This is a genomic window from Proteus sp. LHD240705, assembly GCF_047921555.1.
Taxonomy (GTDB): Bacteria; Pseudomonadota; Gammaproteobacteria; order Enterobacterales; family Enterobacteriaceae; genus Proteus.
Window position 1 is genome coordinate 114,676 of sequence record NZ_JBLRMI010000002.1, and the last position, 26,179, is coordinate 140,854.

Consider the following 26,179-nt stretch of genomic DNA (forward strand, 5'->3'; position numbering starts at 1 on the left):
CTCCATCTTTTGATGGAGTTTTTTATCCTAGCAACAGTAAGGGGGTTAACTTATGGGTAAACGTTTATTACCAGTTATTATTGTTATTGCGGTTTTATTTGGTGTTCTTTATAAAGGTTTATTGTCTGAAACCAAAGCGCCAATGCCTTCATCCTCAGCTCCTATTCCGACATCATCAAGCAATAACACCAATAAACCAGCACAAATCCCACTATCTATTGATGAGAAAACACAAGCCAATGTGGTAGCTAACTATTTGCAACGTCATCAACAATTGCCAGATTTTTATCTCACTAAAAAAGAGGCGAGAGAAAAAGGCTGGAATGCGAAAGCGGGCAATTTATGTGAAGTCTTACCGGGAAGAGCAATCGGAGGCGATCGCTTTATGAACCGTGAAAAACAGTTGCCAGAAGAAGCTGGACGCCAGTGGTATGAAGCGGATGTAAATTATCAGTGTGGTCATCGTGGCAGTGACAGATTGCTCTATTCGAATGATGGGCTGATTTATGTTACCACTGATCATTATCGTACAATGACAAAGGTCGCACCTTAATGAAACAGGTTATCTTCAATTTTAAGACACTGGCAGATAGAGAAGCCTTTTATCACGATTTTGCACTGCAATTTCAGTTAGATGATAAATTTGGCGATAACCTAGATGCACTATGGGATGCGTTAGTGGGTGGAATAGAATTGCCAGTCAGTATTGTTTTCAGGCATTTGCCTCATCATTCCTGTGATTTTCAACCTTTGGTGGAATTGATGCAAGAAGCACAAAATGAGCTTGGTAAAGACGTTTTAAGCTTTCATTGTGAGCATAAAACACAAAAGTAATTCAGAATAGAAAATACGCCCTGAAAATCGCAGTGAGGCTGAATTTACACTGCGTTTTCAGGATGATCAGGTTTTATGCTGATTCTGATAAATCTTTTAGATATTGAAATAGTAAGCGGAATGATTTTGGCGGTTTATTCGCTTCTTTTTCTTTTTTCGCATTACGGATAAGTGTGCGTAATTGTTGGCGATCAGCCATTGGATAAAGCGCAACGACTTCTTCAATCACTTCATTGCCACCTTCAACAAGGCGAATTCGCAGATCTTCAAGTTTATGTAACACTAAGATCTGTTGATTGTGGCGGTTTTTGAGTTTATCAAGCGCTTGACGGATCGGATCTTCGTCTACATTGCGCAGTAGTTTTCCAATATATTGAATTTGGCGGCGGCGTGCTTCACGCTGTACTTTTTGTGCTAATTGAATAGAGGCTAATAATTTCTCATCTAATGGCACACGTTCTAATTCTTGTGCACTTAATTCAACTAATTCAGTACCCAGTTTTTTGAGTGCTTCAGCATCACGTTTAATTTCGCTTTTGCTGACCCAGATGATTTCGTCCTCTTCTTCCTCTTCTGACGAGGTATCGTCAAATTCAGGATTGAGGTAATGCCACTCTTCAGGCTGCTTTGCCATAATAAAAATTCCTGTTGCAGAGTAAGCCGGGAGTGTGATTTGGTGAATGACCAAAAGCCCGACGGGTGATAACATTCATATATCTTCTATTGTAACTGGGAAAATCGCTTGTTGACCACCTGTCAATTGATTTACTTTGCTAAAAATAAGTAAAAAGTGGTGTTCTCCTTAGGAAAAATGGTTCTCAATGAATAATTCAGATCAGGTAAAACAGCTTGAAGACGCCGTCTCTCTCGCATTAGAGCTGGCTGCAAAACAGTGTGATGGTGCTGAAGTCGCTATTAATAAATCGACGGGTATTAGTGTAAGTACGCGTTATGGTGAAGTTGAAAATGTTGAATTTAACAGTGATGGCGCTTTAGGCATCACTGTTTATCAACAACAACGCAAAGGTAGTGCATCTTCAACAGATTTAAGTCCTGATGCGATTAAGCGAGCTGTACAAGCTGCTGTGGATATTGCACGCTACACTTCAGTTGACCCATATGCAGGGCCTGCTGATCAAGAGCTATTAGCGTTTGATGCACCTTTCCTTGATCTTTACCATCCTACCGAAGTCACAGCAGATAAAGCGATTGAATTAGCATCGAGAGCAGAAAAAGCCGCTTTAGATAGCGATAGCCGTATTATCAACACCGAGGGTGGCAGTTTTAATAGTCACAGTGGAACCCGTGTATTTGGTAATAGCCTTGGCTTATTAAAAAGCTATTCATCTTCACGCTATTCGATGTCGAGTTGTGTTATTGCTCGTGATGGTGAAGATATGGAGCGCGACTATGCTTACACTATTAGTCGTCGCTTTGATGATCTAGAATCACCTGAATGGGTTGGTCAAGAGTGCGCTCGCCGTACTTTATCTCGCCTTGCACCTCGTAAACTACCAACCATGAAAGCCCCCGTTATTTTTGCGGCAGATGTGGCGACAGGTATTTTTGGTCATTTGGTTGCAGCAATCAGTGGTAGCATGATTTATCGTGAATCATCTTGTTTACTCGATAGCTTAGGTAAGCAAATTTTCCCTCAGTGGTTAAATATTCAAGAGCGTCCTCACTTAATGAGAGGTTTGGCATCAACACCGTTTGATAGTGAAGGTGTGCGTACCACAGATGCTGAAATTATCAAAGATGGCGTATTACAAGAGTGGTTGTTAACCACATATTCAGCAAGAAAGCTGGGCTTAAAGAGTAATGGTCACGCTGGTGGTATTCATAACTGGTATATCCCTGGGCAAGGTTTATCGTTTGATGCACTGTTAAAAGAGATGGGAACAGGTCTTGTTGTTACGGAATTGATGGGACAAGGTGTCAGTACAGTAACAGGTGATTACTCTCGTGGTGCGAGCGGTTTTTGGGTTGAGAATGGTGAAATTCAATATCCTGTAAGCGAAGTGACTATTGCAGGTAACTTAAAAGATATGTGGGCAAATATTGCCACGATGGGTGATGATATTGAGACGCGCAGTAATGTTCAGTGTGGATCGTTGTTGTTACCAGAAATGAGCATTGCAGGTGAGTAAATTTTAGATACTCATCACAACCTTTAATCTCAGCCCGCAATGGGCTGAGATATCGCGTTTATCAGTGTGCTTTTCAAACGATAAGATAAAAATAAGACGCGAACCTTCAGCTCTGCTTAACGGTGTAATTCACCCGCAGCTTCCGGTTGGTATAGAATTTCTAATACTTTAACCTTGGTTTCAAGGCCATTTGGCAACTTCCAACTGATCTCATCATCAATCGCTAAACCCAGTAGCGCAGCACCCATTGGTGCCATAACGGAAAGTTCAGTGGCGCTGTCTTTTAATGAAGCGGGATACACTAAAGTACGAGTACGCTCTTCATTGTTTTTTAAGTCCATAAAACGGACTTTGCTGTTCATTGTGACAATATTAGCAGGGATATCAGCTGGTGTAACAATGTCAGCACGATCTAATTCTTCATTCAATGCTTCAGCAATCGGGCTATCTGCAAATGCCGGTTGTTCAAGTAATGAATCTAAACGTTCTGCATCAAGTTCGTTGATGATAATTGTTGGCTTTGTCATACCACACTCCAATTTATTCCAATGCAAAACAACACCCCCACGGATGAGGTGGGGGTGTTGTTAAACTCATATAAGAGATAATAGGCGGTTCTGTATAAAAAAGAAAGAGACAGTGATCACAGTCTCTTTCGGGTTATTTAGTTAAGAAATGCTAATCTATTGTTTTCTATTACGATTATTCTTCATCAAACCCAGATTCAAATAATGCGATAATAGCATCAATAGCTTCATTTTCATCACTACCAGTGACTTCTATATCAATTTGACTGCCTTGCTCTGAATCTAACATCAGCATAGCAATCACACTATCCGCTTGTGCTTCAACCCCTTCGTTGTTGCGTAAAATGACAGTTGATTGAAATGTTTTTACTAAATCAAACAGCTTCATTGCAGGTCTTGCATGCATACCGAGTCGATTTTTAATCGCAACTTGTCGATATTGGGTCATTTGCGTTTTTCTAGTGTTCTGTGGCGTGATTGTACGTTTTTCCCTCTAGAGCGGAAATAATCTGCGAGTTGCTCAGCAACATAAACAGAGCGGTGTTTCCCCCCCGTACAACCAATTGCAACCGTTAAATAACTACGGTTATTGGTTTCTAACATCGGCAACCAAAGTTCGAGATAGCTTCTAGTTTGATAAATAAAGTTATGAACTTCGGTGTGTCTATCTAAAAATGCCGCGACAGGGCGATCAAGACCTGTCATTGGACGCAGTTTAGGATCCCAATGTGGATTCGGTAAGAAGCGCACATCAAAAACATAATCCGCATCAATAGGAATACCATGCTTAAAGCCAAAAGATTCAAAGACCATGGTCAGTTCACGTTCACGCTTACCTAATAAGCGAGTGCGTAACATTTCTGCGAGTTCATGGACTGACATCTCAGAGGTATCAATAATGAGGTCAGCCCGTGATCGCAATGGCTCAAGCAGATCACTTTCGGTATCAATGGCCACTTCTAACGAAAGATTCTTGGTCGAAAGAGGGTGAAGACGTCGAGTATCACTATAACGACGAATTAAGGTATTTCTATCTGCGTCTAAAAATAAGAGTTGTGGAGAATATTCAGCGGGTAAACTTTCCAGCGCTTTTTCGAAGATCTCCGGCGACTCTGGCATATTTCGGACATCAATACTGACTGCGGCAGCAGAAGCATCACGTTCAGCCAGTGTTTTTGCTAGCTCAGGTAAAAGATCAACAGGTAAATTATCAACACAATAAAATCCCATGTCTTCAAGCGCACGCAAAGCGACTGACTTACCTGAACCAGAGCGTCCGCTGACTATCATCAGCACCATGAGGTAGCTCCCCTATAATTTCCCAGTGATGAATATCATTCCACTGTATGCTATTCGCGTCCTACTAAACCCGTAGGGGTTATTCTGTGATAATCTGATAAAGCTCTTCATCACTTTGTGCGGAGCGTAGTCGGCGACATAAATTTTTGTCTGCCAACTGTTTTGCAATCAAAGACAGTGTGTGTAAATGTTCCTTACATTGTGTCGCAGGAACGAGTAATGCGAACAACAAATCGACAGGTTGATTATCAATAGCGTCGAAGGCAATAGGTTCGCTTAGGTGAAGAAACACACCAACTACTTTTTCTGTTTCATCACTTTCAATACGTCCATGAGGGATAGCTAAACCACCCCCAATCCCTGTTGTACCGACTTTTTCACGCGTCAATAAAGCTTCAAATATCAGTGTTTCGGGTAAATTAAGTGCTTTTGCTGCATTTTCACTGATAATTTCTAACGCGCGCTTTTTACTCGTGCAATGTACATCATTATGCGTACATGCCAGAGAAAGTACGTCGCTAATATTCATCTTTGTATCGTTGTTCATTGTCTTATTCACTTAGACCAGCAAACCAGATGCCACAAAGTGACATCTGGTTTTTTGTTACTGATATTGATTAGGCGTTGGCTTAAACCGAGTCATAAACAACGCAGTAACTTCGCCGATTGTATCCCCATTTCACAATGGGAAATGAATTAATGTTGTCTCAGTTTATCTTTGTGTTTGGTTAATTGACGAGCCAGTTTATCCATTAATCCATCAATTGCTGCGTACATATCTTCTGCTTCTGCAGAGGCATGCAATTCACCGCCATTAACTTGAATGGTCGCTTCCGCGATTTTATTAACTTTCTCGACTTTCAGGATAACCTGAACGTTATTAATTTTGTCAAAGAACTGAGGTAATTTCGCGCTTTTTGCTTTGACGGTATCACGCAGAGCATCGGTTAATTCAATATTATGACCAGTGATTTGAAGTTCCATAGTGTCTTCCTTCTCAATTATGCTCAAACCAACTCTTTGCGTTGATTTGAAGGCGGGATGGATAATGACTCTCTATACTTCGCAACAGTGCGTCGAGCAACTTGTATTCCAAGTTCTGCGAGCATATCAGCCAGTTTACTATCACTAAGTGGTTTCGCTGGGTTTTCTGCTGCGATTAGTTTCTTCACTAAAGCCCTGATTGCTGTTGAAGAGGCTTCGCCCCCGCTATCAGTATTCACATGGCTAGAGAAAAAATACTTCAATTCGAAAATTCCTCTCGGGCAATGCAAAAATTTTTGCGTTGTCACTCGAGAAATGGTGGATTCGTGCATTTCAACCTGTTCAGCAATATCTGCTAACACTAAGGGTTTCATGTGCTCTTCACCTAATTCGAAAAATGCCTGCTGTGTATCAACAATGCAATGAGCGACTTTTAATAATGTCTCATTACGGCTTTCTAAACTTTTTATCAGCCATTTGGCTTCTTGTAAATTGTCACGAATAAATTTTCCATCACTTTCATTTTGAGTCGATTGACCCAATGCTGCATAAGTCTCATTTATTCGTAGGCGAGGAATGCTATCTGTATTTAACTCAACTTGCCAGCGTTCACCTGATTTTTTTACCAGTATATCTGGAATAACATACTCTGACTCGCCTGTATCAATACTTAATCCGGGCTTAGGATCAAGAGACTGGATCATCTCAATAACAGATTTTAGTGTCTCTTCTCGTAATTTCGTTTGACGCATCAATTGACGAAAATCACGGTTACCTAGCAACTCTAAATATTGGCTAATGACTAACTGCGTTTCTTTAAGATAGGGTGTTTCTGTTGAAAAAGCGGATAGCTGAATCAAAAGACACTCTTTTAAATCACGAGCAGCAACACCAATAGGATCAAAGCGTTGAATACGTTTTAATACGGCTTCGACTTCATCAAGCTCTAATTCATCATCGCCCATTCCAGCAAGGATGTCATCTGTTGTGACAGTTAAATAGCCTGTTTCATCAATAGCATCGATAATACTTATCGCAATTGCTCTGTCTGTTTCTGAAAATGGGGTGAGATCAGCCTGCCATGTGAGGTAATCTTGCAATGAGGCAGTTGTTTCACCTTGATACAGTGGAAGCTCATCATCAGTATAGTCATTACTGGTGCCAGAAGGAGTGCCAGCGGTGTAGATCTCTTCCCATTGAGTATCTAAAGGAAGATCATCAGGCATCTCTTTTTGTTCTAAAGCATCCAGCGTGTCAAACTCTTCAACTTCGTTTTCAGTTGTTGTTTCTGTTGTAGAGGTTGGCTGATCTTCTGTATGAGACGCATCATCTGAAACGGGATCTTGTGGATCGTCGTCTTGTTCTAGAAGTGGATTAGACTCAAGTGCTTGCTGAATTTCCTGTTGTAATTCAAGCGTCGAAAGTTGCAACAAACGAATAGCCTGTTGTAGCTGTGGCGTCATTGCCAGTTGCTGACTAAGACGAAGTTGCAGACTTTGTTTCATAATAATGCGATGAGTCCTTTGCTATTGTCATCCTTGACAGAGTAAAAGTGAATCAAAGATTACAGGCGGAAGCCTTCACCTAAGTAAACACGTTTAACTTGCTCATTTTCAAGAATTTCTTCTGGTGAACCATGAGCGATAAGGTGACCTTGGCTGACGATATAAGCACGTTCACACACATCTAATGTTTCACGCACGTTATGGTCAGTAATCAGTACACCTAATCCATAATCACGTAGATGCTGGATAATTTTTTTAATATCTAATACCGAAATAGGGTCAACACCTGCAAAAGGTTCATCTAATAAAATGAATTTAGGGTTGGCTGCCAATGCCCGCGCGATTTCAACACGGCGACGTTCACCCCCTGATAATGATTGCCCTAAGCTGTTACGTAAGTGGCTGACATTAAACTCTTCTAGCAGTTCTTCTGCTCGATCTTTTCGTTCTTCAGGCGTTAAATCATGGCGGATTTCTAAGATCCCCATAATGTTGTCATAAACGCTTAAGCGTCTAAAAATAGACGCCTCTTGAGGAAGATAGCCAATGCCTTTACGCGCTCGTTCATGTAACGGTAACAGCGTAATGTCTTCATCATCAATTGTAATACTACCTGCATCACGAGCGACAATGCCAACAACCATATAGAATGTGGTTGTTTTACCTGCACCATTTGGCCCAAGTAAGCCGACAATCTCACCGGAGTTAACGTTCAGGCTGACATCACCGACAACGGTGCGCCCTTTGTATGCTTTCGCTAAATTTTCAGCTTTTAACAGCGCCATAAAGTGTTACTTACCTTTGTTGTTAACACCAGGACCTTTCTCTTGCAACTGGGAAGGCAGTAAAACAGTAGTCACTTGTTTACCTTTACCGCTAAAAGCTTCCATTTGCTGAGTTGGGACGAGATAAGTGATCTTATCACCGGTGATATTACTGTCTAATTGTTCAAGATAGGCTTTACCCGTTAAGGTCATTAACTCTTTATCCATTTCATAGGTCATTTTTTCACCACGACCTTTGATAGGTTTACCATCATCTTGTAGCTGATAAAAAGTTACTGGATTACCAAATGCTTCTATTACGATCTTTTTGGAGTCACCGCCTGGACGTGTGACAACAACTTTATCAGCACGAATATCGATAGATCCTTGTTTGATCACAACATTTTGTGTGAAGGTTGTGACGTTTTTTTCTAGATCAAGCGATTGTTTCTCTGAGTTCACAACAATAGGTTGTTGTGTGTCATCTTTAAGCGCCATCGCAGGTACACTTATCGCTAAAAGTGTACCGATAATCAGTGTATTACGGATTTTTTGATTCATTAGGGATCTCATAATAGGTGTTTACCTTTTCAATCAGCTCTGCACGTTTTTCACGCAGATTGCCTCGCATTTTTAAGCCGACTGATTTCAGTCCGACGCCGATAATAGTCACTTCATCATCAGAGGAAACATCCTGTGTATCTAAATTTGCGATAGCGTTGTCTGTGCTTATTCTCTGTAGTTGAGAATCATCGGTTAAGCTATCAATTTGAACATCGCCATAAAGATAGAGCATTTTACTGTTTGTCAGCTTGGCTTTATTCGCGCGTACTGTCCATGTTGCATCCCCTGTCGGTGAATAGGTAGTTAAGACAGGGTTAGTAAACCATGTAAACTTCTGTTGAGCATAATTTTTGACATCATCAGCAACAAGTTTATATCCGAGTATACCCGTTGGCTCGTAAACAAAAGATATCGATGATTTGGATTGATAAGTTGGCTGACCATCATCAACAATCTCACCATCACCGAATTCAGTGTTATTAGTGTAGTTCCAGCCAATCAGCGCAAGGGCGATAATGGCAAGAATTAAGGTAAACCAGGATTTTAATTTATTCATTCTGTATCGTTATACGTTAAATCGAAAGACCTTTAGCTTCTTCAAGCCGACCTTGCGCTAAAAGGATTAAATCACACAACTCTCGTACTGCACCACGCCCTCCCGCAATGCGGGTTACATAATTAGCATGAGGTGTAAGTAATGGATGAGCATCAGCCACGGCAACGGAAAGTCCTACTTTTTCCATTACAGGTAAATCAATCAGGTCGTCACCAATATAGGCTGTTTGTTCAGGTTTAAGGTTTAGTGTATCTAACAGTTGTTGATACGCCAAAAGCTTATTATGCTGACCTTGGTAAAGATATGTAATGCCAAGGGTCTTAGCACGACCTTCTAACAGTTTAGACTGACGACCTGTAATGATAGCAACCTCAATGCCGGATGTAAGCAAACAACGGATGCCATACCCATCACGGACATTAAAAGCTTTTAATTCTTCGCCATTATTGCCCATGTAAATGAGTCCGTCTGACATCACACCATCAACATCACAAATCAGCAATTGGATTTTTTCTGCTTTTTTGATGATTTGTTCGCTTACTGCACCATAACAAGTTTCTATCATTGTATTCATTTTTATCCTTCGAACGTTATGACTATCTTATACAACACCAGCCTGTAATAAATCATGCATATGCAAAACACCTAACAGGATATCACTATCTTGTTCCGTCACTAATAGCGAGGTGATATGTTTTGCTTGCATTAAATTCAGTGCTTCAACCGCTAAACAATCTGGGCGAATACGAATACCGCCTCTTGTCATCACATCTGAGATTTTGGCATTATTTAGATCTATCCCTAAATCAAATATTCTTCGTAAGTCACCGTCAGTAAATATACCGTTGATCAGCATACTATCATCGCAAATGACGGTCATTCCTAATTTTTTACGGGTTATCTCGACAAGAGCTTCACGTAAAGTGGCATCTTTGGTGACGCGCGGAATATCTGCCTCTTTATTCATTAAATCACTGACATGAAGGAGTAATTTACGACCTAGTGCACCACCAGGATGAGAAAGCGCAAAATCTTCAGCGGTAAAACCACGGGCACGTAAAAGTGCGATCGCTAGCGCATCCCCCATGACTAAGGTTGCCGTTGTACTGGTTGTTGGGGCAAGCCCTAAAGGACAGGCTTCTTTAGGTACTTTGATACAAAGATGAATATCAGACGCTTTCCCCATTGTACTTTGAGGAGTGCGTGTCATACAAATCAGTGTTATCTGTTTACGTTTCAGTACTGGAATAAGCGCAAGGATCTCGCTGGCTTCCCCTGAGTTTGAAATCGCTAGAACGATATCTTTTTCTGTCACCATTCCTAAGTCACCGTGGCTGGCTTCACCAGGATGAACAAAGAAAGAAGGTGTTCCTGTACTGGCGAATGTTGCAGCAATTTTATGCCCAATATGGCCAGATTTACCCATACCCATCACAATCACTCGACCTTGGCAGTGAAAAATTTTTTCACAGGCAAGCGTAAAATCATCGTTGATATATTGTTCTAGTTCAGCTAACCCATCACGCTCAATATGAAGGACTTTTTTACCCGCTTGCTGAAAATCAAACTCGGTCATTTTTTTGTACCATTTATTTTAGGTTAAGAGAGAATGTGCGACGCACAACACCGTAATATAAACAATAAAGCAAACTAACAAGAATATCCCTTTTCCTCGATTAAGACGCTGTTTGCGCCCTAATGAAAAGAGAGAAAACAGTAAACTGGCGACACCAAGTACAGCAAAACTAAAATAAAATGTATTGATATTAAATGTGCTTGGTGAGAGTAATGCTGGCATGCCCAAGACAAAAGTTAGATTGAAAATATTAGCACCTATAATATTCCCTAATGCTAACTCATTCTCGCGTCTTAGTGCTGCCACAATGGTTGTTGCTAACTCAGGTAGGCTTGTTCCAATAGATAGCAAGGTTAAACCAACAAAAAATCCACTAAGATGATACTGTTGCATTAAAATAAAGACATTATCTAATATCATTTGGGTCGCAACTGGAATAATCAGTAAAGCAATAACGACCCAAAAAAGTGCAACAGAATTACGGGGATTTGTCTGTAATTCAAAACGGGTTAAGGTTTCTAAAGGTAATACGTGGCGCTCTTGTGTTAGTGTTTTATGCATTGTTTTTATCATTAGAAAAATGGATGCAAAACCAATAAAAAAGAGCAGTGAGCCTTCTCTAAGCCCTAAGTTTCCGCTAGAAACAATAATGCCAACGAGCATGATGACTATAATCATTAAGGGAAGCTCTTTTTTTAGCACTGCGGACTGAATGTTCATGGGGTAAATCATCGCGCCAATACCTGCGATGAGGAGAAGGTTGGTGAGTGTCGAGCCAATGGCTGTCCCGATAGCGATATCAGGCAAATTATGAACTGCGGCATCAGTTGAAACAAAAAGCTCAGGCAGTGAAGTACCAGTACCTACAATTAAGATACCGATAACGGCTGGCGGAATTTTTAACGATTGCGCAAAAACGCTCGCACCATAAACTAATCGGTCTGATGCATAAACAAGTAACATCAACCCAAAAATTAAAAGAGACAAAGTAATCAACATGCCATCAGTTTTCCAACAATGAGCGAATAAAGAAAAAACCAATAAGACAGGGCTGATAAAAAAACATATTGTCAAAAGGTTTTGCTAATTAACCATATTTTGACTAGCCAAGCACGAAAAGTAAAATTAACCGTGCAATAAATTGCTAAATAGTGGTGATTTCTTTGTAACATGGCGAATGACCTGCCAAAATAGCGTAAAAATTCGTTTATGCAGACAGGCTTGAGGATGTTTTATTCATGAACGCACAATCTGACAATCTAATTGAAGTGCGCAATATGAACTTCACTCGCGGTAGCAGAAAGATCTTCTCTGAGATCAATCTTGTTGTACCGAGAGGGAAAGTGACTGCGATTATGGGCCCTTCAGGGATTGGTAAAACAACCTTGTTACGTCTAATGGGAGGACAAATCCTTCCAGATAGTGGTGAAATTTGGTTTGATGGCGACAATATTCCTGCGCTATCACGTTCTGCGTTGTATCAGGCAAGAAAAAAAATGAGTATGCTTTTTCAATCAGGCGCACTGTTCACTGACATGAATGTGTTTGAAAATGTGGCGTTTCCACTAAGAGAGCATACAAATTTACCTGAAGCATTGATCCGTACAACGGTGATGATGAAACTTGAAGCCGTGGGATTACGTGGTGCGGCAAGTTTAATGCCTTCTGAATTATCAGGAGGAATGGCGAGAAGGGCGGCATTAGCAAGAGCTATCGCGCTTGATCCTGAACTGATTATGTTTGATGAGCCTTTTGTTGGGCAAGATCCTATCACAATGGGTGTGCTGGTTAAGCTAATTGATGAGTTAAATCATGCGCTTGGTGTGACTTGTGTTGTGGTTTCCCATGATGTACCCGAAGTGTTGAGTATCGCAGATTACGCCTATATTGTTGCGGAGCAGAAAGTGATTGCTCAAGGCAGTGCACAAGAATTACAGGATAATCCAGATAGGCAAGTAAGGCAGTTTTTAGATGGTATTGCTGATGGCCCTGTGCCTTTCCGTTTTCCTGCGGGAGATTATCAGGACGACCTATTAGGACGAGGAAATTAGTACGTGGTAAATTTATTATCTCGCATTGGCACTAGAGCATTAGCGATTTTTGCAACCTTCGGGAGAGCTGGCATTATGCTCTTTCGAGCATTAGTCGGTAAGCCGGAATTTCGTAAACAGTGGCCTCTGTTAATGAAGCAACTGTATAACGTTGGTGTTCAATCCTTATTAATTATCATGGTGTCTGGGCTGTTTATTGGCATGGTGTTGGGATTACAAGGCTATCTTGTTTTAACCACTTTTAGTGCTGAAGCTAGTCTTGGCATGATGGTCGCACTCTCATTGTTAAGAGAATTAGGTCCTGTGGTGACTGCATTATTATTTGCAGGTCGAGCAGGTTCAGCCTTAACCGCTGAAATCGGCTTAATGAAAGCCACAGAACAAATTTCTAGTTTAGAAATGATGGCAGTCGATCCTTTAAGACGTGTCGTTGCTCCTCGCTTTTGGGCGGGGCTTATTAGTATGCCATTACTTTCACTTATTTTTGTTGCCATCGGTATTTGGGGCGGTGCAATTGTGGGTGTGGATTGGAAAGGGATCGATGAAGGCTTTTTCTGGGCATCTATGCAGGGTGCCGTTGAATGGCGACTCGATTTAGTGAACTGCTTTATTAAAAGTGTCGTTTTTGCCATTACCGTCACTTGGATAGCGCTCTTTAACGGGTATGACGCAATCCCAACATCAGAAGGGATTAGCAGAGCAACAACACGTACTGTTGTTCATTCATCGTTAGCCGTATTGGGTTTAGATTTTGTGCTAACAGCACTGATGTTTGGGAACTAAGTCATGCAAAGTAAAAAAATTGAAGTTTGGGTTGGTCTATTTGTTCTGATTGCGTTAGCTGCTGTGATTTTCTTATGTCTTAAAGTCGCTGATATTAAAGAAATGGGTAACCAACCGACTTATCGCGTTTATGCCAGCTTCGGTAATATTGGTGGGTTAAAAGAGCGCTCTCCAGTTAAGATTGGTGGTGTGGTGATTGGTCGTGTTTCTTCTATCACCTTAAAAGAAGAAGATGAAGGAAACTATCGCCCTGAAGTCGCGCTCGATATTCTGAGCATTTATGACCACATTCCAGAAAGTAGCTCACTGTCTATTCGTACATCTGGTTTATTAGGTGAGCAGTTCCTTGCATTGAATTTAGGTTTTTATGATGAAGCGTTAGATTCTACTCTGTTAAAAGACGGGGGACGGATCACAAACACTAATTCAGCAATGGTGCTAGAAGATCTTATTGGTCAATTCCTTTATAAAACGGGTGATGGTGATGATTCAGCTAAATCTGAATCTAAACCAACAGAAGAACACTCTGCATTACCTTAATCATGAATTCCTATACGATGCACTTATACATTTAGCTAGATTTAGCGTAATAAATGCATCGTATTATTGAAACCCTATTTGAGGAGAAGCGAACGTATGTTTAAACGCTTATTGATGGTCGCACTATTAGTGATAACGCCTTTTGCTATGGCGGTAGATAAAACCAATCCTTACGCATTGATGGAAGATGCGGCACAAAAGACCTTTAGTAAATTAAAAAATGAACAGCCTGAAATTCGTAAAAATCCTGAACTTTTACGTCAAATTGTTCAGCAAGAATTACTGCCTTATGTACATATTAAATATGCAGGTGCATTAGTGTTAGGCCCTCATTATCGTAATGCAACACCAGCGCAACGTGATGCTTATTTCACTGCATTTGAAGCGTATCTTGCTCAAGTCTATGGTCAAGCATTAGCCATGTATGAAGGTCAAGAATACCGTATTGAGCCAGCAAAACCTTTCGCAGATAAATCAACGCTAACTATTCGCGTCACCATTATCGATACAAATGGCCGCCCACCTGTTCGCCTTGATTTCCAATGGCGTAAAAACAGTAAAACAGGTGAATGGCAAGCTTATGATATGATTGCTGAAGGTGTAAGCATGATCACAACAAAACAGAATGAGTGGTCAGATATTTTAAATTCTAAAGGTGTTGATGGTTTAACAAAACAGTTAGAAATCAGTGCTAAAACACCAATCACACTGGATGAGAAAAAATAACATGTCAGCTTCGTTAAATTGGGAAAAAAAGGAGGGTGTCCTCTATTTCCAAGGAACGCTAGATCGTGAAACGTTATTGCCTGCTTGGCAGCAGCGTAAAGCATTATTAGCTGATATTAATATCATTGATATTTCTGCCTTAGGACATATTGATTCAACAGGGTTGGCACTTTTTGTTCACTTAAAAGCAGAAATGGAAGAGCAAAATCGTCAATTTATTATTCAAGGTGTAAGTGAGCGTTTTCAAACATTAATTACACTCTATGATCTTGATGAAATTATGAATATTGCCTAATACAGATTTTTGAGTAAAGGTATTAAAAAGCCCCCTTCGTGATACTTTTATCATTAAGGGGGTTTTTGATGGTTTAAGAGTAGAGCGGATTCCATTAGGATAGACGACTGATTATTATTTTAACGTTGAGATTGAGCAATTATGGATACAAATGAAATCAAACAAGTATTAATGGACAGCCTGTCGTTAGATGAAGTCATCGTCAATGGTGATGGTAGTCATTTTCAAGTTGTCGTTGTTGGCGCAATGTTTGAGGGAATGAGCAGAGTAAAACAACAACAAACCATTTATGCCCCTTTGATGGAATATATCGCAGATAACCGTATTCACGCTTTGTCTATTAAAGCCTACACACCTGAAGAGTGGAAGAGAGATCGTAAACTTAACGGGCTTTAATCCAGTAGGTATACAGCGTACAGCAAAATAAAAAGAGAGTTCTACAGATGGATAAATTTAGAGTACAAGGACCAACCTGTTTATCAGGTGAGGTCACTATTTCAGGCGCAAAAAATGCCGCACTACCAATCCTGTTCGCTGCGATCCTTGCCGAAGAGCCAGTAGAATTAACCAATGTCCCTAAATTAAAAGATATCGATACAACGATTAAGTTACTTAATCGCTTGGGAACTAATGTTGAACGTAATGGCTCTGTTTTTGTTGATGCTCGTAACATTAATGAATTTTGCGCTCCTTACGAGTTAGTAAAAACCATGCGTGCTTCTATTTGGGCTTTAGGTCCGCTGGTGGCTCGTTTTGGTCAAGGTCAGGTTTCTTTACCGGGTGGCTGTGCCATTGGTGCTCGTCCTGTTGATCTTCATATCACAGGTTTAGAGCAATTAGGCGCTGAAATTACACTGGATGAAGGTTATGTGAAAGCACGCGTTGATGGGCGTTTAAAAGGCGCACATATTGTCATGGATAAAGTGAGCGTGGGCGCCACTATCACTATTATGACGGCTGCGGTATTAGCTGAAGGCAAAACCATCATTGAGAATGCGGCAAGAGAGCCTGAAATTGAAGATACCGCAAACTTCCTCAATACATTAGGTGCCAAAATTAGTGGTGCAGGTACAGACAGCATTACTATTGAAGGTGTAGAACGCCTTGGTGGCGGTACTTATCAAATTCTACCTGATCGTATTGAAACAGGGACTTTCTTAGTTGCTGCTGCTATTTCGCGTGGTCGCGTTGTTTGTCGTAATGCAAAACCTGATACGTTAGATGCTGTGTTAGCAAAATTACGTGAAGCTGGTGCAGATATTGAAGTGGGTGAAGATTGGATAAGCCTTGATATGCATGGTAAACGCCCTAAAGCGGTAACATTGCGTACTGCGCCACATCCGGGTTTTCCAACCGATATGCAAGCACAATTTAGCCTTTTAAATTTAGTTGCTGAAGGCGCGGGCATGATCACTGAAACTATTTTTGAAAATCGTTTTATGCACATTCCTGAGCTTATCCGTATGGGCGCTCACGCTGAAATTGAAAGCAATACTGTGTTATGCCACGGTGTTGAAAAACTGTCAGGCGCACAAGTGATGGCAACCGATTTACGTGCTTCTGCAAGTCTAGTACTTGCAGGCTGTATTGCTGAAGGCACAACCATTGTTGATCGTATTTATCATATCGACCGTGGTTATGAAAATATTGAAGCCAAATTACAAGGATTAGGGGCAAAAATAGAACGTTTGCGCTCTAATGACTAATTTATTTTAGTTATCCTTTTTTAGCGATTTAAAACCATAGTGCATTGTTGTGCTATGGTTTTTTTTGCGCATTATTTCAATAGGGCTCTCAATAGAATAGGATAATTCATAAGGCATTTCTTGCGTGACAAGGTACAGTAAGAAAATAGTCCTGTTTTAGAGAAATCTCTATGAGCTAAAAGGAAGGGACATATATGCAGGTAACAAGGAAACAAGAGCGCCTAGTTCGCCAAGCACTGGATGAATGGCAACAATCTGGTGCAATCTCGACACAAGAATATCAACAATTAGGAAGTACGTTGCATCGTATTCCTTTTGATTGGAAAAGATTAAGTCGCTACGCATTTTGGATAGCAATGGTCTGTTTGATTATTGCCGCTGGGAGTATCTTTAGCGATAGCGCATTAGTCTATTATTTAATTGAGATTTTTAGTGTTTCTGAAATTATGCGAGTTATCTCTCCTGCACTTATTGCTTCTGCGCTCTATTTATGGGGATTTAAACGTCAGCGAAAAGAGACACAGTGGCATTACAGTACTGAGTTTATTCTCTTTTTAGGTGTGATGTTTACGGCTATTTTCCTTTGGCAACTGGGAGAATTACTGGATACAGGAAGTGGTCATATTGCTCCTCTCTTTCTAATCGGTTGTGTTATTTATGGTGCAATTGGATTTATCAGTCGTTCCTCGTTGGTGTGGTTATTCTTCTTATTGATGTTAGGAAATTGGTTTGGTGCTGAAACTGGCTATATGTCAGGATGGGGCGCTTATTGGTTAGGGATGAACTATCCTATCCGCTTTGTCTTCTTTGGCGCAGTATTATTAGCAGGCTGTTATTTCCTACAAAATATATTGATACACCGTCGTTTATTTACCATGACAAAAATAATGGGGCTGACTTATCTGTTTATTGCACTATGGATAATGTCTATTTTCGGTAATTACGATCCAGATACGTGGTATCGCACTTCAAGTGTGAATTTATTGCCTTGGGCGCTATTATTTGGTGTTGTCGCCGTTATCTGTATTTATATAAGCCTTAAAACAGATGACGGTATGTTAAGAGGATTTGGCCTAACATTCCTTGGTATCAACCTTTATACCCGATTCTTTGAATATTTCTGGGATAGTTTACACAGTGCGATTTTTTTCTTTATTTTGGCTGTTTCACTGATTTTAATTGGACGAAAAGCCGAAAAAATTTGGCATGCTGTTGAAAATAACTCAATTGCTAATAAAGAGAGTAAGAGCGAATAGTATAATTAACGATATGATAGGAGAGCTAATCCTATGGAAAAGCGAAGTTGTCATCTTCCTTTAGAAGTGAGCTGTGTTGCATGCCATTATTTTGTTTTCAAAGATAAAGATGAGGCATTTTTTGAGATCTGCCCCGTATGTGGCTGGCAAAATGATGGTACTAAAGAAGGACAATATAGCGGTTGTAATCACAGCACATTAGAGGACTATCGTAATACCCAAAGCTTTAAAGAAAGTTGCTTACAAAGTGCAACGTTCTATATGAAATCTCCCTACTAGCCAAAAATAGGGAGATTTTTTTGTTAGTTATGATTCTGGTTGGTATTCCGAAATGGTGACATCGACATTAATTTCATTGCCATCACGCAATAATGTTACAGGTAATACCGTACCGGGGCGCGTCTCAGCAATATAATCCATCATTTCCATCGCAGAAGTTGCTGGTGCATGATTAATGCTAAGAATGATATCGCCAGTTTTTATTCCTGCTTTATCTGCTGGGCTATTTGGTGTGATACGGAAAATGCGCAACCCTTGAATTTGTTTGATGTCGGTATTTGATGAACGAATTTTAGGTAATTCTTTTGCTGTGATACCAATAAAACCACGAATAACACGACCATCACGAATAAGCTTATTCATAATTTTTACAGCAAGTTCAGTCGGAATAGCGAAGCCTAATCCTTCTGCACTAGGGCGATATCCATTATAAGTACCTGAATCAAACGTCATGGTATTAATACCCACAAGTTCGCCTTCAGTATTAATTAATGCGCCACCCGAGTTGCCTTCATTAATTGAGGCATCTGTTTGTAGAAAGTTTTGGTAGCGTGTTGGACTTAACCCAACTCGACCCGTAGCACTGATGATCCCTTGAGTAATAGTTTGTCCAATATTAAAGGGATTACCAATAGCCAGTACAACATCACCAACATGAGAAATTCGTTTACTATTAATGGGGATCGTCGGGAGTTTATCTGCATCAATCTTTAACACAGCAAGATCAGTTAATGGATCAGAGCCAACGAGTAAACCTTCATAGAGATCACCATTTTGTAACGCAACAATAATTTGATCAGCATTATTAATAACATGTTGATTTGTCAGAATATAACCACGACCATCCATAATGACGCCAGCGCCTAAAGATGTCAGCTCACGACCTTCTTGAGAAAAGCTTCCCATCGTACTGCTATAAACATTAACAACCGCAGGGGCGGCTCGTCGTACTGCTGTGTTATAGCTAAAAGGCGCATTGAGAAAATCGCCATTAAGTAGGCGTTCAATAAAAATAGGGCGAATTGAAGGAACTGCAATCAAAAGAATTGCTGCTGTGAGAAGACCAATTAGAGTTGATCGCAGTAATTTAGTTAACATAAAAATCCTGTATTTATGTCTGACTGTGAAATTATTCGCGTAGAAGGGGTGAGAATAGCATAGTTTAACTTATGAAAGCATCGCTCAACGCATAAAATCCCCTTTTAAGCCAATGACGCTCATCAAAAATAGATATAAAAAAAGCCCTATAATAGATATTACAGGGCTAAGGAAATCAATAAATTAGATAGGTGAAAGCTTACTTCTTAGCGCGGTGTATTACGTAACAGCAGATAAATTTGTTCATTGCCACGTTGAATATTCAATGCAAGAACAGGCGGTTTAGCATCAATTGCTTTGCGTAAATCGCCTAGTGATGTAATTGGCGTATTATTGATACCAATAATAAGGTCGCCTTTTTGTAAACCAGATGCAGCAGCGGCTGAATCTTTTTCGACAGAATCGACTGCAACAGCTTTCACTTGTTTATTCACATAGTTACTTAATGTTGCACCTTGTAGTGCAGGAGAGAAGTTATCTGCGCGTGTTGCATCTGCCGATTGTTTCTCTAATGTCACTTTCACATCCATTGGTTTACCTTGACGGATTAAACCAATTAGGATCTCTTTACCTGGCGGTGTTGTACCCACTTTAGCTCTTAATTCAGCAAAGCTATTGATACGTTTACCATCAACTGAAATTAAAACGTCACCCGGTTTAATGCCTGCTTTTGCAGCAGATGAATCTGGCATTACTTCGCTAACAAAAGCACCGCGTTGTGCATCAATATTAAAGGATTTCGCCAGATCAGAATTCATTTCTGTACCGCGAATACCTAATATGCCACGTTTAACTTCACCATGAGAAATCAGTTGTTGGCTAAGGTCACGCGCCATATTACTTGGGATGGCGAAGCCAATACCGATGTTGCCACCACCTGGTGCTAAAATAGCAGTGTTAATTCCGATTAACTCACCATTCAAGTTAACAAGCGCGCCACCAGAGTTACCACGGTTGATTGAAGCATCGGTCTGGATAAAGTTCTCTAAACCTTCAAGATTTAAACCGCTACGACCTAGTGCGGAAATAATACCGGATGTTGCTGTTTGGCCTAAACCAAATGGGTTACCGACTGCAACCGCAAAGTCACCAACACGTAGTTGGTCAGAATCCGCCATTTTAATTGCGGTTAAGTTGGTTGGTTTTTCAATTTGCAGTAATGCGATATCGGTTTGTGGATCGCTACCAATTAATTTTGCACTAAATTCACGGCCATCATTAATTTGCAGTTGAATTTTATCTGCACCATCAACAACGTGGTTATTTGTTAATACATAGCCTTTTTGTGCATCAATAATGACGCCAGAGCCTAAGCCTTCAAAAGGGCGTACACTTTGTTGTTGTGATGGGAAATTGGGGCCAAAGAAGAATTTGAACTCTTCGGGCACTTGCTGGTTTTGTACTCGCGTTCCTGAAACGTGCACACTGACAACCGCAGGTAACACTTTTTCTAACATCGGTGCAAGGCTTGGCAGTTGTTCGCCTGATGGCATCACAGCAGGTAGTGCAGCCATACTGGTTGCTGGAATAGTAGAGAGTGAAAGTCCGACACTCATTGCTAATGCACTAAGTAATAATTTTCTTTTTTTAGTCAACATGAATTAGAGTCTCTTGATACAGTTATCAAAATAAAAGTTTTTGCTCAAAATGAGCGCGATGTCACTAAGACCTGTACTGACAAAGGAAAGTTCATTAAGACATGATGTGCTTTGCTTCCTTTTACACGGATTTACAAGACAAAAGCTATCTTTAAAACCATAGCAAATAATTGTCATTTTATGACGTTTGTTAGAAAGAAAAACGCCACAAAAAATGTGGCGTTTTTAATATTAACTGTCTTTTTTATCTGTGGGTCTGAACAATCCAGATGCTCCTTCGGAGTAATCACGAGGTGGCATTTTTATTGGAGATTGGTCATTCGCTGCTTCTGATTCGCTTAAACGGTAATTAAATGGATTTTCTTGAGCAGGCATATCAGGCATGAGCTCATTAGAGCTTTTTGCCATATGTTGATAAAGCTGACGGTAATCTCTCGCCATGTTATCTAATAGTTCAGCACTTCTAGCAAAGTGGCTGACAAGCTCATTGCGATAAGTATCAAGTTCTTCTTTTTTTGTGTCTAACTCTGCTTTGATAGCATCTTGTTGACGAAGGGTGCTGTTACCGTAACGCATTGCAAGTGCGCCGATAATAAGACCGACAACTAATCCAATCAGTGCATAAACCCAAACCATGGCAACTCCTTTTCATCTAATAGTGAGGACGATGGATTCTTATAACATCATAACCGCTAAAAGGCATGGGTGGAATAATATCCTTAAGCTTAATATAAAATTCGTGTGTTACGTTGATGTTAAAACAATTCTTAATGCTTATAATAGAGCCATTCGACAGACACAAATCAGTATGTCAGAAAATTAAGGATAAGAGGGCATTCATGACTGTTAGTACGCCGTTATCACTTTATGAAGCCGCATTGAAGCAAGGTGATTATCAACCTGATGATGTTCAGAGAAAAACGGTTCTCCATCTTCAACAGATATACCATGCATTATTAAAAGAGACTCCACCAGAAAAAAATTCGCTAACCCAACGATTATTCGGGCGAATTCGCACAAAAAAACAGATTGTTACACCAGAACGTGGTCTATATATGTGGGGCGGTGTTGGACGAGGTAAAACATGGCTCATGGATATGTTTTATCTAAGCTTGCCGACAGAACGAAAGCTTCGCTTACATTTCCATCGCTTTATGTTACGTGTTCAAGAAGAACTAAAAAACTTACAAGGCCATGAAAATCCGCTAGAAATTATTGCTGATGGATTTAAAACGCAAACTGATGTGCTCTGTTTTGATGAGTTTTTCGTTTCTGATATTACTGATGCGATGATTTTAGGTACCTTGCTTGAGGCGTTATTTGCTAGAGGTATCACATTGGTGGCGACATCAAATATTCCACCTGATGAGCTTTATCGTAACGGATTACAGCGTTCTCGTTTTTTACCTGCAATAGAGCAAATCAAACAACACTGCGATATTTTAAATGTGGATGCAGGGATTGATTATCGACTAAGAACATTAACGCAAGCGCATCTTTTTTTATCTCCACTTAATGATAAAAATCGTCAGGAGATGGATAGAATTTTCATGCACTTGGCAACCAGCGAACCGCAAGTTGATTGTACCTTAACCATTAACCATCGCCCCATGAAAGTAAGAAAAGCATCTAATGGGGTACTCGCTATTAATTTTTCAACCTTGTGTATGGAACCACGTAGTCAGCTTGATTACATTGAGCTTTCTAAGCATTACCACTCTGTTTTGTTATATGACATGGAGCAAATGGGGACATTAAATGAAGACGCTGCGCGTCGGTTTCTAGCGCTTGTTGATGAGTTTTATGAGCGTAAGGTGAAACTTATTATTAATGCAAATGTAGAAATGAACGAGATTTACCAAGGTGATTTTTTACGTTTTGAATATCAACGTTGCTTATCTCGTTTACAAGAGATGCAAAGTGAAGAATATTTAGTACAACCCCATCTCGCTTAATTTTTAATTCTTGAAGAAAGTCATCTTTCATTATGGTAGGATGACGCAGGTTAAGTTGCTTGATGTTTTTTTCTATGAAAATAGAGTGCATTAGGCAGCTTACAAGCGCTCTGGAAAGGAACAATTCTTCTCTTCAGGTAGCAAGAATTTATCAGTCAAATCAGAAAAAAGTGCCAGATTCGTTTTTTTCGCTGAAATATTGAAAAAGAATTCAATTGTTTTTCAATTATGACTCGATTTTTTTTTCTGACTTCTCTATAATCTTGCGACCCCACGTTGCAGCAAGTTTTTTATTTCCCAAAAAACTCGCATTTTAGAGTCAGCAGTGCTACTCGAAGGGGTAGGTTTGCTGGACACAAGAGTCGTGTGAACCTCAATAGTATTTGAACCGAGCGTTCACCAACGTGTAACTAAACATTGGGTAATTTTCAATAATGAAAACTTTTACAGCTAAACCAGAAACCGTAAAACGCGACTGGTACGTTGTTGATGCAGACGGCAAAACTTTAGGCCGTTTAGCAACTGAAATTGCTAGCCGTTTACGCGGTAAGCACAAAGCGGAATACACTCCGCACGTTGATACTGGTGATTACATCATCGTTTTAAACGCTGAGAAAGTAGCGGTAACTGGTCATAAACGTACTGACAAAGTTTACTACCGTCATACTGGTCACGTAGGTGGTATCAAACAAGCGACTTTCGAAGAGATGATCGCCCGTAGTCCTGAGCGTGTAATCGAAATCGCGGTAAAAGGCATGCTGCCAAAAGGGCCTCTGGGTCGTGCGATGTATCGTAAACTGAAAGTTTACGCAGGATCTGAGCACAACCACGCGGCACAACAACCGCAAGTTCTGGACATTTAATCGGGATAATAGGCAATGGCTGATAATCAATACTACGGCACAGGTCGCCGCAAAAGTTCTTCCGCACGTGTCTTCATTAAGCCAGGTAGCGGTAATATCGTAATCAACAAACGTAGCCTAGAAGTTTACTTCGGCCGCGAAACAGCACGTATGGTTGTTCGTCAACCGCTGGAATTAGTTGATATGCTGGGTAAATTAGATTTATACATCACTGTTAAAGGTGGTGGTATTTCTGGTCAAGCTGGCGCGATCCGTCACGGTATCACTCGTGCACTGATGGAATATGATGAGACTCTACGTTCTGATCTGCGTAAAGCTGGTTTCGTAACCCGTGATGCGCGTTCTGTTGAACGTAAGAAAGTGGGTCTGCGTAAAGCACGTCGTCGTCCACAGTTCTCTAAACGTTAATTTGTTATCTTTTAGATATCAATTTGATGTTGAAAACCCGTCTTCACAGGCGGGTTTTTTATTTTTAACTTATTTGTGCTTATTAATAATAAAAACATAATGTTGCTAATACATGAGGCTGTTACTCATAAAACAGGCTATATGTAAGATAACGATAGTATTAAAAAGTCTATTTTTCAGATGTTATCTCTAAATAATTTCATTTTTTGATATTATAATCTTACTTTTAAGGTAGTGTGGCATATTGTGTTGAATTATTTGCATTAGCCCCCCTAAGTAACATGAATTCTGGTAGAATAGCGAGCTTTGATGTCTTTCTTTCTATGACATCATCATGTTGCCAATGGGTATATTGATCGTAATACCAGTGATGAGTTTGAAAGTCATACCAAAATTATTATGACAATATGATTGTTGAATGATTATTTTGGTATTACTTGATAATGATATGTGCCGCAAAGACAGGTGAGTTTTTAACCCTGTAAAATATGATTATCCCACGATAACACTGTTATACAGGTAGTTACCCAATGCAGTTAATAGCTTAAATGTTTATTTAGGTCTACTGCGTTTGTGTGCTTGTCTTTTAGGAATGGGGAAATGGAAAAGGCATTGTGCTAATTCATTTCTTTAATTGATTAACTTGGAGGTTTTCATGGCTGTCGCTGCCAACAAACGTTCGGTAATGACTTTGTTTTCCGGTCCGACTGATATTTTCAGCCATCAGGTCAGAATTGTCCTAGCGGAGAAAGGTGTCAGTGTTGAAATTGAACAGGTTGAAGCTGGTAATCTTCCACAGGATCTTATCGATCTAAACCCTTACCAAAGTGTACCGACTTTGGTTGATCGTGAGCTGACTCTGTATGATTCACGCATCATCATGGAATACCTTGATGAACGCTTCCCTCATCCTCCTTTAATGCCAGTTTATCCTGTTGCTCGTGGTAGCAGCCGTTTAATGATGCATCGCATCGAGCATGATTGGTATTCTTTAATGAACACCATCGAAAAAGGAACTGAACAGCAGGCAAATGCTGCTCGTAAACAGTTAGCAGAAGAGCTACTGGCTGTATCTCCTGTGTTTAAAGAATATCCTTACTTTATGAGTGAAGAGTTCAGCTTAGTAGATTGCTACCTTGCTCCTCTGTTATGGCGTTTACCAGTGCTCGGTGTAGATTTAAGTGGTGCTGGCGCTAAAGATGTACAAATTTATATGCAGCGTGTTTTTGAGCGTGATTCTTTCCTCGCGTCATTAACCGAAGCAGAGCGTGAGATGCGCTTACCTTCAAGAGGGTAATTAAGTATGGAGATTATGGATATGTCTCCGCGTCGTCCGCATTTATTACGTGCGCATTATGACTGGATCATCGAAAACGATTTAACACCACATTTAGTTGTTGATGTGAATGTTGTCGGTGTTCAAGTCCCAATGGAATATGCGCATGATGGTCAAATTGTACTAAATATTTCATCTCGTGCTGTAGATGAATTAGAGTTAACACCGTATCAGGTTTTATTTAGTGCAAGCTTTGGTGGCATACCTCGTAAAGTGCGAGTGCCTATGGCTGCTGTTATGGCTATTTATGCGAGAGAAAACGGTGCGGGAATGATGTTTGAGCCAGAGCCTGCTTATGAATCTGGCGCATCATTACAGTTTGCTGAAGATGAGCATCAAGAAACACCAGATGCTCCTGTTGGCGAAGTCTTATCATTAGTAACGGATAAACCTGTTTCTGATGATGTAACGCCACCAGATGATGATCCAGAGCCACCTCGTCCTACAGGTCGTCCATCATTGCGTGTAGTGAAATAAGAGATTATCTTATTTGTATTAATGAAAAACCCAGTTCATTTGAACTGGG

Annotated in this window: 33 protein-coding genes; 17 read left to right on the forward strand and 16 right to left on the reverse strand. The window is 40.3% G+C overall.

Annotated elements, in window-relative coordinates:
* Positions 1 to 52 precede the first annotated feature (52 nt).
* Together ACNART_RS03935 and ACNART_RS03940 are read left to right on the forward strand one after the other, a co-directional pair.
* Complete coding sequence (locus ACNART_RS03935) at positions 53 to 553, forward strand: ribonuclease (protein WP_368927440.1); 501 nt, start codon at positions 53 to 55, stop codon at positions 551 to 553.
* A complete protein-coding gene (locus tag ACNART_RS03940) occupies positions 553 to 834 on the forward strand; it encodes a barstar family protein (RefSeq protein ID WP_198619275.1) in 282 nt (93 codons plus the stop codon). The genes ACNART_RS03935 and ACNART_RS03940 overlap by 1 nt, the downstream gene beginning before the upstream one ends.
* Positions 835 to 907: 73 nt before the next feature.
* On the opposite strand, the gene yjgA is transcribed toward ACNART_RS03940, so the two are convergent.
* Positions 908 to 1,468: a ribosome biogenesis factor YjgA gene (gene yjgA, locus ACNART_RS03945; protein WP_088495963.1), complete on the reverse strand. Its 561-nt coding sequence runs from the start codon at positions 1,466 to 1,468 to the stop codon at positions 908 to 910.
* A gap of 187 nt (positions 1,469 to 1,655) precedes the next feature.
* Between yjgA and pmbA the strand changes: the two genes are divergently transcribed.
* Positions 1,656 to 2,984, forward strand: coding sequence for a metalloprotease PmbA (pmbA, locus tag ACNART_RS03950; protein ID WP_109371960.1), 1,329 nt, complete (start codon positions 1,656 to 1,658; stop codon positions 2,982 to 2,984).
* A 116-nt stretch (positions 2,985 to 3,100) separates the two neighbouring features.
* Here the strand turns inward: pmbA and rnk are convergent, their stop codons facing one another.
* The 12 genes from rnk to ACNART_RS04010 all read right to left on the reverse strand — a co-directional run bounded on the left by rnk (position 3,101) and on the right by ACNART_RS04010 (position 11,758).
* A complete protein-coding gene (gene rnk, locus ACNART_RS03955) occupies positions 3,101 to 3,511 on the reverse strand; it encodes a nucleoside diphosphate kinase regulator (protein ID WP_006535360.1) in 411 nt (136 codons plus the stop codon).
* 175 nt (positions 3,512 to 3,686) lie between these two features.
* Positions 3,687 to 3,959 (reverse strand): PTS phosphocarrier protein NPr, encoded by a 273-nt coding sequence (npr, locus tag ACNART_RS03960; protein WP_006535359.1) that lies wholly within the window; start codon positions 3,957 to 3,959, stop codon positions 3,687 to 3,689.
* Complete coding sequence (gene rapZ, locus ACNART_RS03965) at positions 3,956 to 4,810, reverse strand: RNase adapter RapZ (protein WP_064718868.1); 855 nt, start codon at positions 4,808 to 4,810, stop codon at positions 3,956 to 3,958. The genes npr and rapZ overlap by 4 nt, the downstream gene beginning before the upstream one ends.
* A gap of 79 nt (positions 4,811 to 4,889) precedes the next feature.
* On the reverse strand, positions 4,890 to 5,357 hold the full coding sequence (ptsN, locus tag ACNART_RS03970; RefSeq protein ID WP_023582879.1) for a PTS IIA-like nitrogen regulatory protein PtsN: 468 nt from the start codon (positions 5,355 to 5,357) through the stop codon (positions 4,890 to 4,892).
* Between the two features lie 149 nt (positions 5,358 to 5,506).
* The gene (gene hpf, locus ACNART_RS03975; RefSeq protein ID WP_036913954.1) at positions 5,507 to 5,794 is read right to left on the reverse strand and encodes a ribosome hibernation promoting factor; all 288 of its coding nucleotides are present in this window, start codon (positions 5,792 to 5,794) and stop codon (positions 5,507 to 5,509) included.
* Between the two features lie 23 nt (positions 5,795 to 5,817).
* Positions 5,818 to 7,299, reverse strand: coding sequence for an RNA polymerase factor sigma-54 (gene rpoN / locus ACNART_RS03980; protein WP_196736131.1), 1,482 nt, complete (start codon positions 7,297 to 7,299; stop codon positions 5,818 to 5,820).
* A 59-nt stretch (positions 7,300 to 7,358) separates the two neighbouring features.
* Positions 7,359 to 8,084: an LPS export ABC transporter ATP-binding protein gene (lptB, locus tag ACNART_RS03985; protein WP_006535352.1), complete on the reverse strand. Its 726-nt coding sequence runs from the start codon at positions 8,082 to 8,084 to the stop codon at positions 7,359 to 7,361.
* A 6-nt stretch (positions 8,085 to 8,090) separates the two neighbouring features.
* The gene (lptA, locus tag ACNART_RS03990) at positions 8,091 to 8,624 is read right to left on the reverse strand and encodes a lipopolysaccharide ABC transporter substrate-binding protein LptA (RefSeq protein ID WP_151434183.1); all 534 of its coding nucleotides are present in this window, start codon (positions 8,622 to 8,624) and stop codon (positions 8,091 to 8,093) included.
* Positions 8,605 to 9,183, reverse strand: a complete 579-nt coding sequence (gene lptC / locus ACNART_RS03995; RefSeq protein ID WP_196569980.1) for an LPS export ABC transporter periplasmic protein LptC — start codon at positions 9,181 to 9,183, stop codon at positions 8,605 to 8,607. The genes lptA and lptC overlap by 20 nt, the downstream gene beginning before the upstream one ends.
* A 16-nt stretch (positions 9,184 to 9,199) precedes the next feature.
* The gene (gene kdsC / locus ACNART_RS04000; RefSeq protein WP_198619276.1) at positions 9,200 to 9,757 is read right to left on the reverse strand and encodes a 3-deoxy-manno-octulosonate-8-phosphatase KdsC; all 558 of its coding nucleotides are present in this window, start codon (positions 9,755 to 9,757) and stop codon (positions 9,200 to 9,202) included.
* Between the two features lie 27 nt (positions 9,758 to 9,784).
* A complete protein-coding gene (gene kdsD / locus ACNART_RS04005; RefSeq protein WP_075671453.1) occupies positions 9,785 to 10,759 on the reverse strand; it encodes an arabinose-5-phosphate isomerase KdsD in 975 nt (324 codons plus the stop codon).
* 18 nt (positions 10,760 to 10,777) lie between these two features.
* A complete protein-coding gene (locus tag ACNART_RS04010) occupies positions 10,778 to 11,758 on the reverse strand; it encodes a calcium/sodium antiporter (RefSeq protein ID WP_198619277.1) in 981 nt (326 codons plus the stop codon).
* A gap of 239 nt (positions 11,759 to 11,997) precedes the next feature.
* Between ACNART_RS04010 and mlaF the strand changes: the two genes are divergently transcribed.
* The 9 genes from mlaF (at position 11,998) to ACNART_RS04055 (ending at position 18,395) form a co-directional block, all read left to right on the forward strand.
* Positions 11,998 to 12,810, forward strand: a complete 813-nt coding sequence (gene mlaF / locus ACNART_RS04015; protein WP_100159974.1) for a phospholipid ABC transporter ATP-binding protein MlaF — start codon at positions 11,998 to 12,000, stop codon at positions 12,808 to 12,810.
* 3 nt (positions 12,811 to 12,813) lie between these two features.
* On the forward strand, positions 12,814 to 13,593 hold the full coding sequence (mlaE, locus tag ACNART_RS04020; protein WP_109371950.1) for a lipid asymmetry maintenance ABC transporter permease subunit MlaE: 780 nt from the start codon (positions 12,814 to 12,816) through the stop codon (positions 13,591 to 13,593).
* Positions 13,594 to 13,596: 3 nt separating this feature from the next.
* The gene (mlaD, locus tag ACNART_RS04025; protein ID WP_099074096.1) at positions 13,597 to 14,133 is read left to right on the forward strand and encodes an outer membrane lipid asymmetry maintenance protein MlaD; all 537 of its coding nucleotides are present in this window, start codon (positions 13,597 to 13,599) and stop codon (positions 14,131 to 14,133) included.
* 96 nt (positions 14,134 to 14,229) lie between these two features.
* Positions 14,230 to 14,859: a phospholipid-binding protein MlaC gene (mlaC, locus tag ACNART_RS04030; RefSeq protein WP_109371945.1), complete on the forward strand. Its 630-nt coding sequence runs from the start codon at positions 14,230 to 14,232 to the stop codon at positions 14,857 to 14,859.
* Position 14,860: 1 nt separating this feature from the next.
* The gene (gene mlaB / locus ACNART_RS04035; RefSeq protein ID WP_098941205.1) at positions 14,861 to 15,154 is read left to right on the forward strand and encodes a lipid asymmetry maintenance protein MlaB; all 294 of its coding nucleotides are present in this window, start codon (positions 14,861 to 14,863) and stop codon (positions 15,152 to 15,154) included.
* Positions 15,155 to 15,295: 141 nt separating this feature from the next.
* Complete coding sequence (ibaG, locus tag ACNART_RS04040; protein WP_006535338.1) at positions 15,296 to 15,550, forward strand: BolA family iron metabolism protein IbaG; 255 nt, start codon at positions 15,296 to 15,298, stop codon at positions 15,548 to 15,550.
* A 47-nt stretch (positions 15,551 to 15,597) separates the two neighbouring features.
* Positions 15,598 to 16,860, forward strand: coding sequence for a UDP-N-acetylglucosamine 1-carboxyvinyltransferase (gene murA / locus ACNART_RS04045; protein WP_088493805.1), 1,263 nt, complete (start codon positions 15,598 to 15,600; stop codon positions 16,858 to 16,860).
* A gap of 194 nt (positions 16,861 to 17,054) precedes the next feature.
* Positions 17,055 to 18,116, forward strand: a complete 1,062-nt coding sequence (locus ACNART_RS04050; protein ID WP_198625950.1) for a DUF2157 domain-containing protein — start codon at positions 17,055 to 17,057, stop codon at positions 18,114 to 18,116.
* Between the two features lie 33 nt (positions 18,117 to 18,149).
* Positions 18,150 to 18,395, forward strand: coding sequence for a CPCC family cysteine-rich protein (locus ACNART_RS04055; RefSeq protein WP_198630126.1), 246 nt, complete (start codon positions 18,150 to 18,152; stop codon positions 18,393 to 18,395).
* Between the two features lie 27 nt (positions 18,396 to 18,422).
* Here ACNART_RS04055 and degS read toward each other — a convergent pair whose 3' ends face one another.
* The 3 genes from degS to zapG form a co-directional block, all read right to left on the reverse strand.
* The gene (gene degS, locus ACNART_RS04060) at positions 18,423 to 19,493 is read right to left on the reverse strand and encodes an outer membrane-stress sensor serine endopeptidase DegS (protein WP_109371937.1); all 1,071 of its coding nucleotides are present in this window, start codon (positions 19,491 to 19,493) and stop codon (positions 18,423 to 18,425) included.
* Positions 19,494 to 19,699: 206 nt separating this feature from the next.
* Positions 19,700 to 21,091, reverse strand: a complete 1,392-nt coding sequence (gene degQ, locus ACNART_RS04065; protein ID WP_109371935.1) for a serine endoprotease DegQ — start codon at positions 21,089 to 21,091, stop codon at positions 19,700 to 19,702.
* 231 nt (positions 21,092 to 21,322) lie between these two features.
* The gene (gene zapG, locus ACNART_RS04070; RefSeq protein ID WP_023582864.1) at positions 21,323 to 21,727 is read right to left on the reverse strand and encodes a Z-ring associated protein ZapG; all 405 of its coding nucleotides are present in this window, start codon (positions 21,725 to 21,727) and stop codon (positions 21,323 to 21,325) included.
* Positions 21,728 to 21,930: 203 nt separating this feature from the next.
* On the opposite strand from zapG, the gene zapE reads away from it, so the two are divergent.
* The 5 genes from zapE (at position 21,931) to sspB (ending at position 26,130) form a co-directional block, all read left to right on the forward strand.
* Entirely contained in the window at positions 21,931 to 23,046 is a 1,116-nt protein-coding gene (zapE, locus tag ACNART_RS04075; protein ID WP_198625951.1) for a cell division protein ZapE, read from the forward strand.
* A gap of 434 nt (positions 23,047 to 23,480) precedes the next feature.
* Entirely contained in the window at positions 23,481 to 23,909 is a 429-nt protein-coding gene (gene rplM / locus ACNART_RS04080; RefSeq protein ID WP_006535327.1) for a 50S ribosomal protein L13, read from the forward strand.
* A gap of 15 nt (positions 23,910 to 23,924) precedes the next feature.
* On the forward strand, positions 23,925 to 24,317 hold the full coding sequence (gene rpsI, locus ACNART_RS04085; protein WP_004245284.1) for a 30S ribosomal protein S9: 393 nt from the start codon (positions 23,925 to 23,927) through the stop codon (positions 24,315 to 24,317).
* 655 nt (positions 24,318 to 24,972) lie between these two features.
* Positions 24,973 to 25,614 carry a stringent starvation protein SspA gene (sspA, locus tag ACNART_RS04090; RefSeq protein WP_023582862.1) on the forward strand — a complete coding sequence of 214 codons (642 nt, stop codon included), beginning with the start codon at positions 24,973 to 24,975 and terminating at the stop codon, positions 25,612 to 25,614.
* Positions 25,615 to 25,620: 6 nt separating this feature from the next.
* On the forward strand, positions 25,621 to 26,130 hold the full coding sequence (sspB, locus tag ACNART_RS04095; RefSeq protein ID WP_160229959.1) for a ClpXP protease specificity-enhancing factor: 510 nt from the start codon (positions 25,621 to 25,623) through the stop codon (positions 26,128 to 26,130).
* Positions 26,131 to 26,179 lie beyond the last annotated feature (49 nt).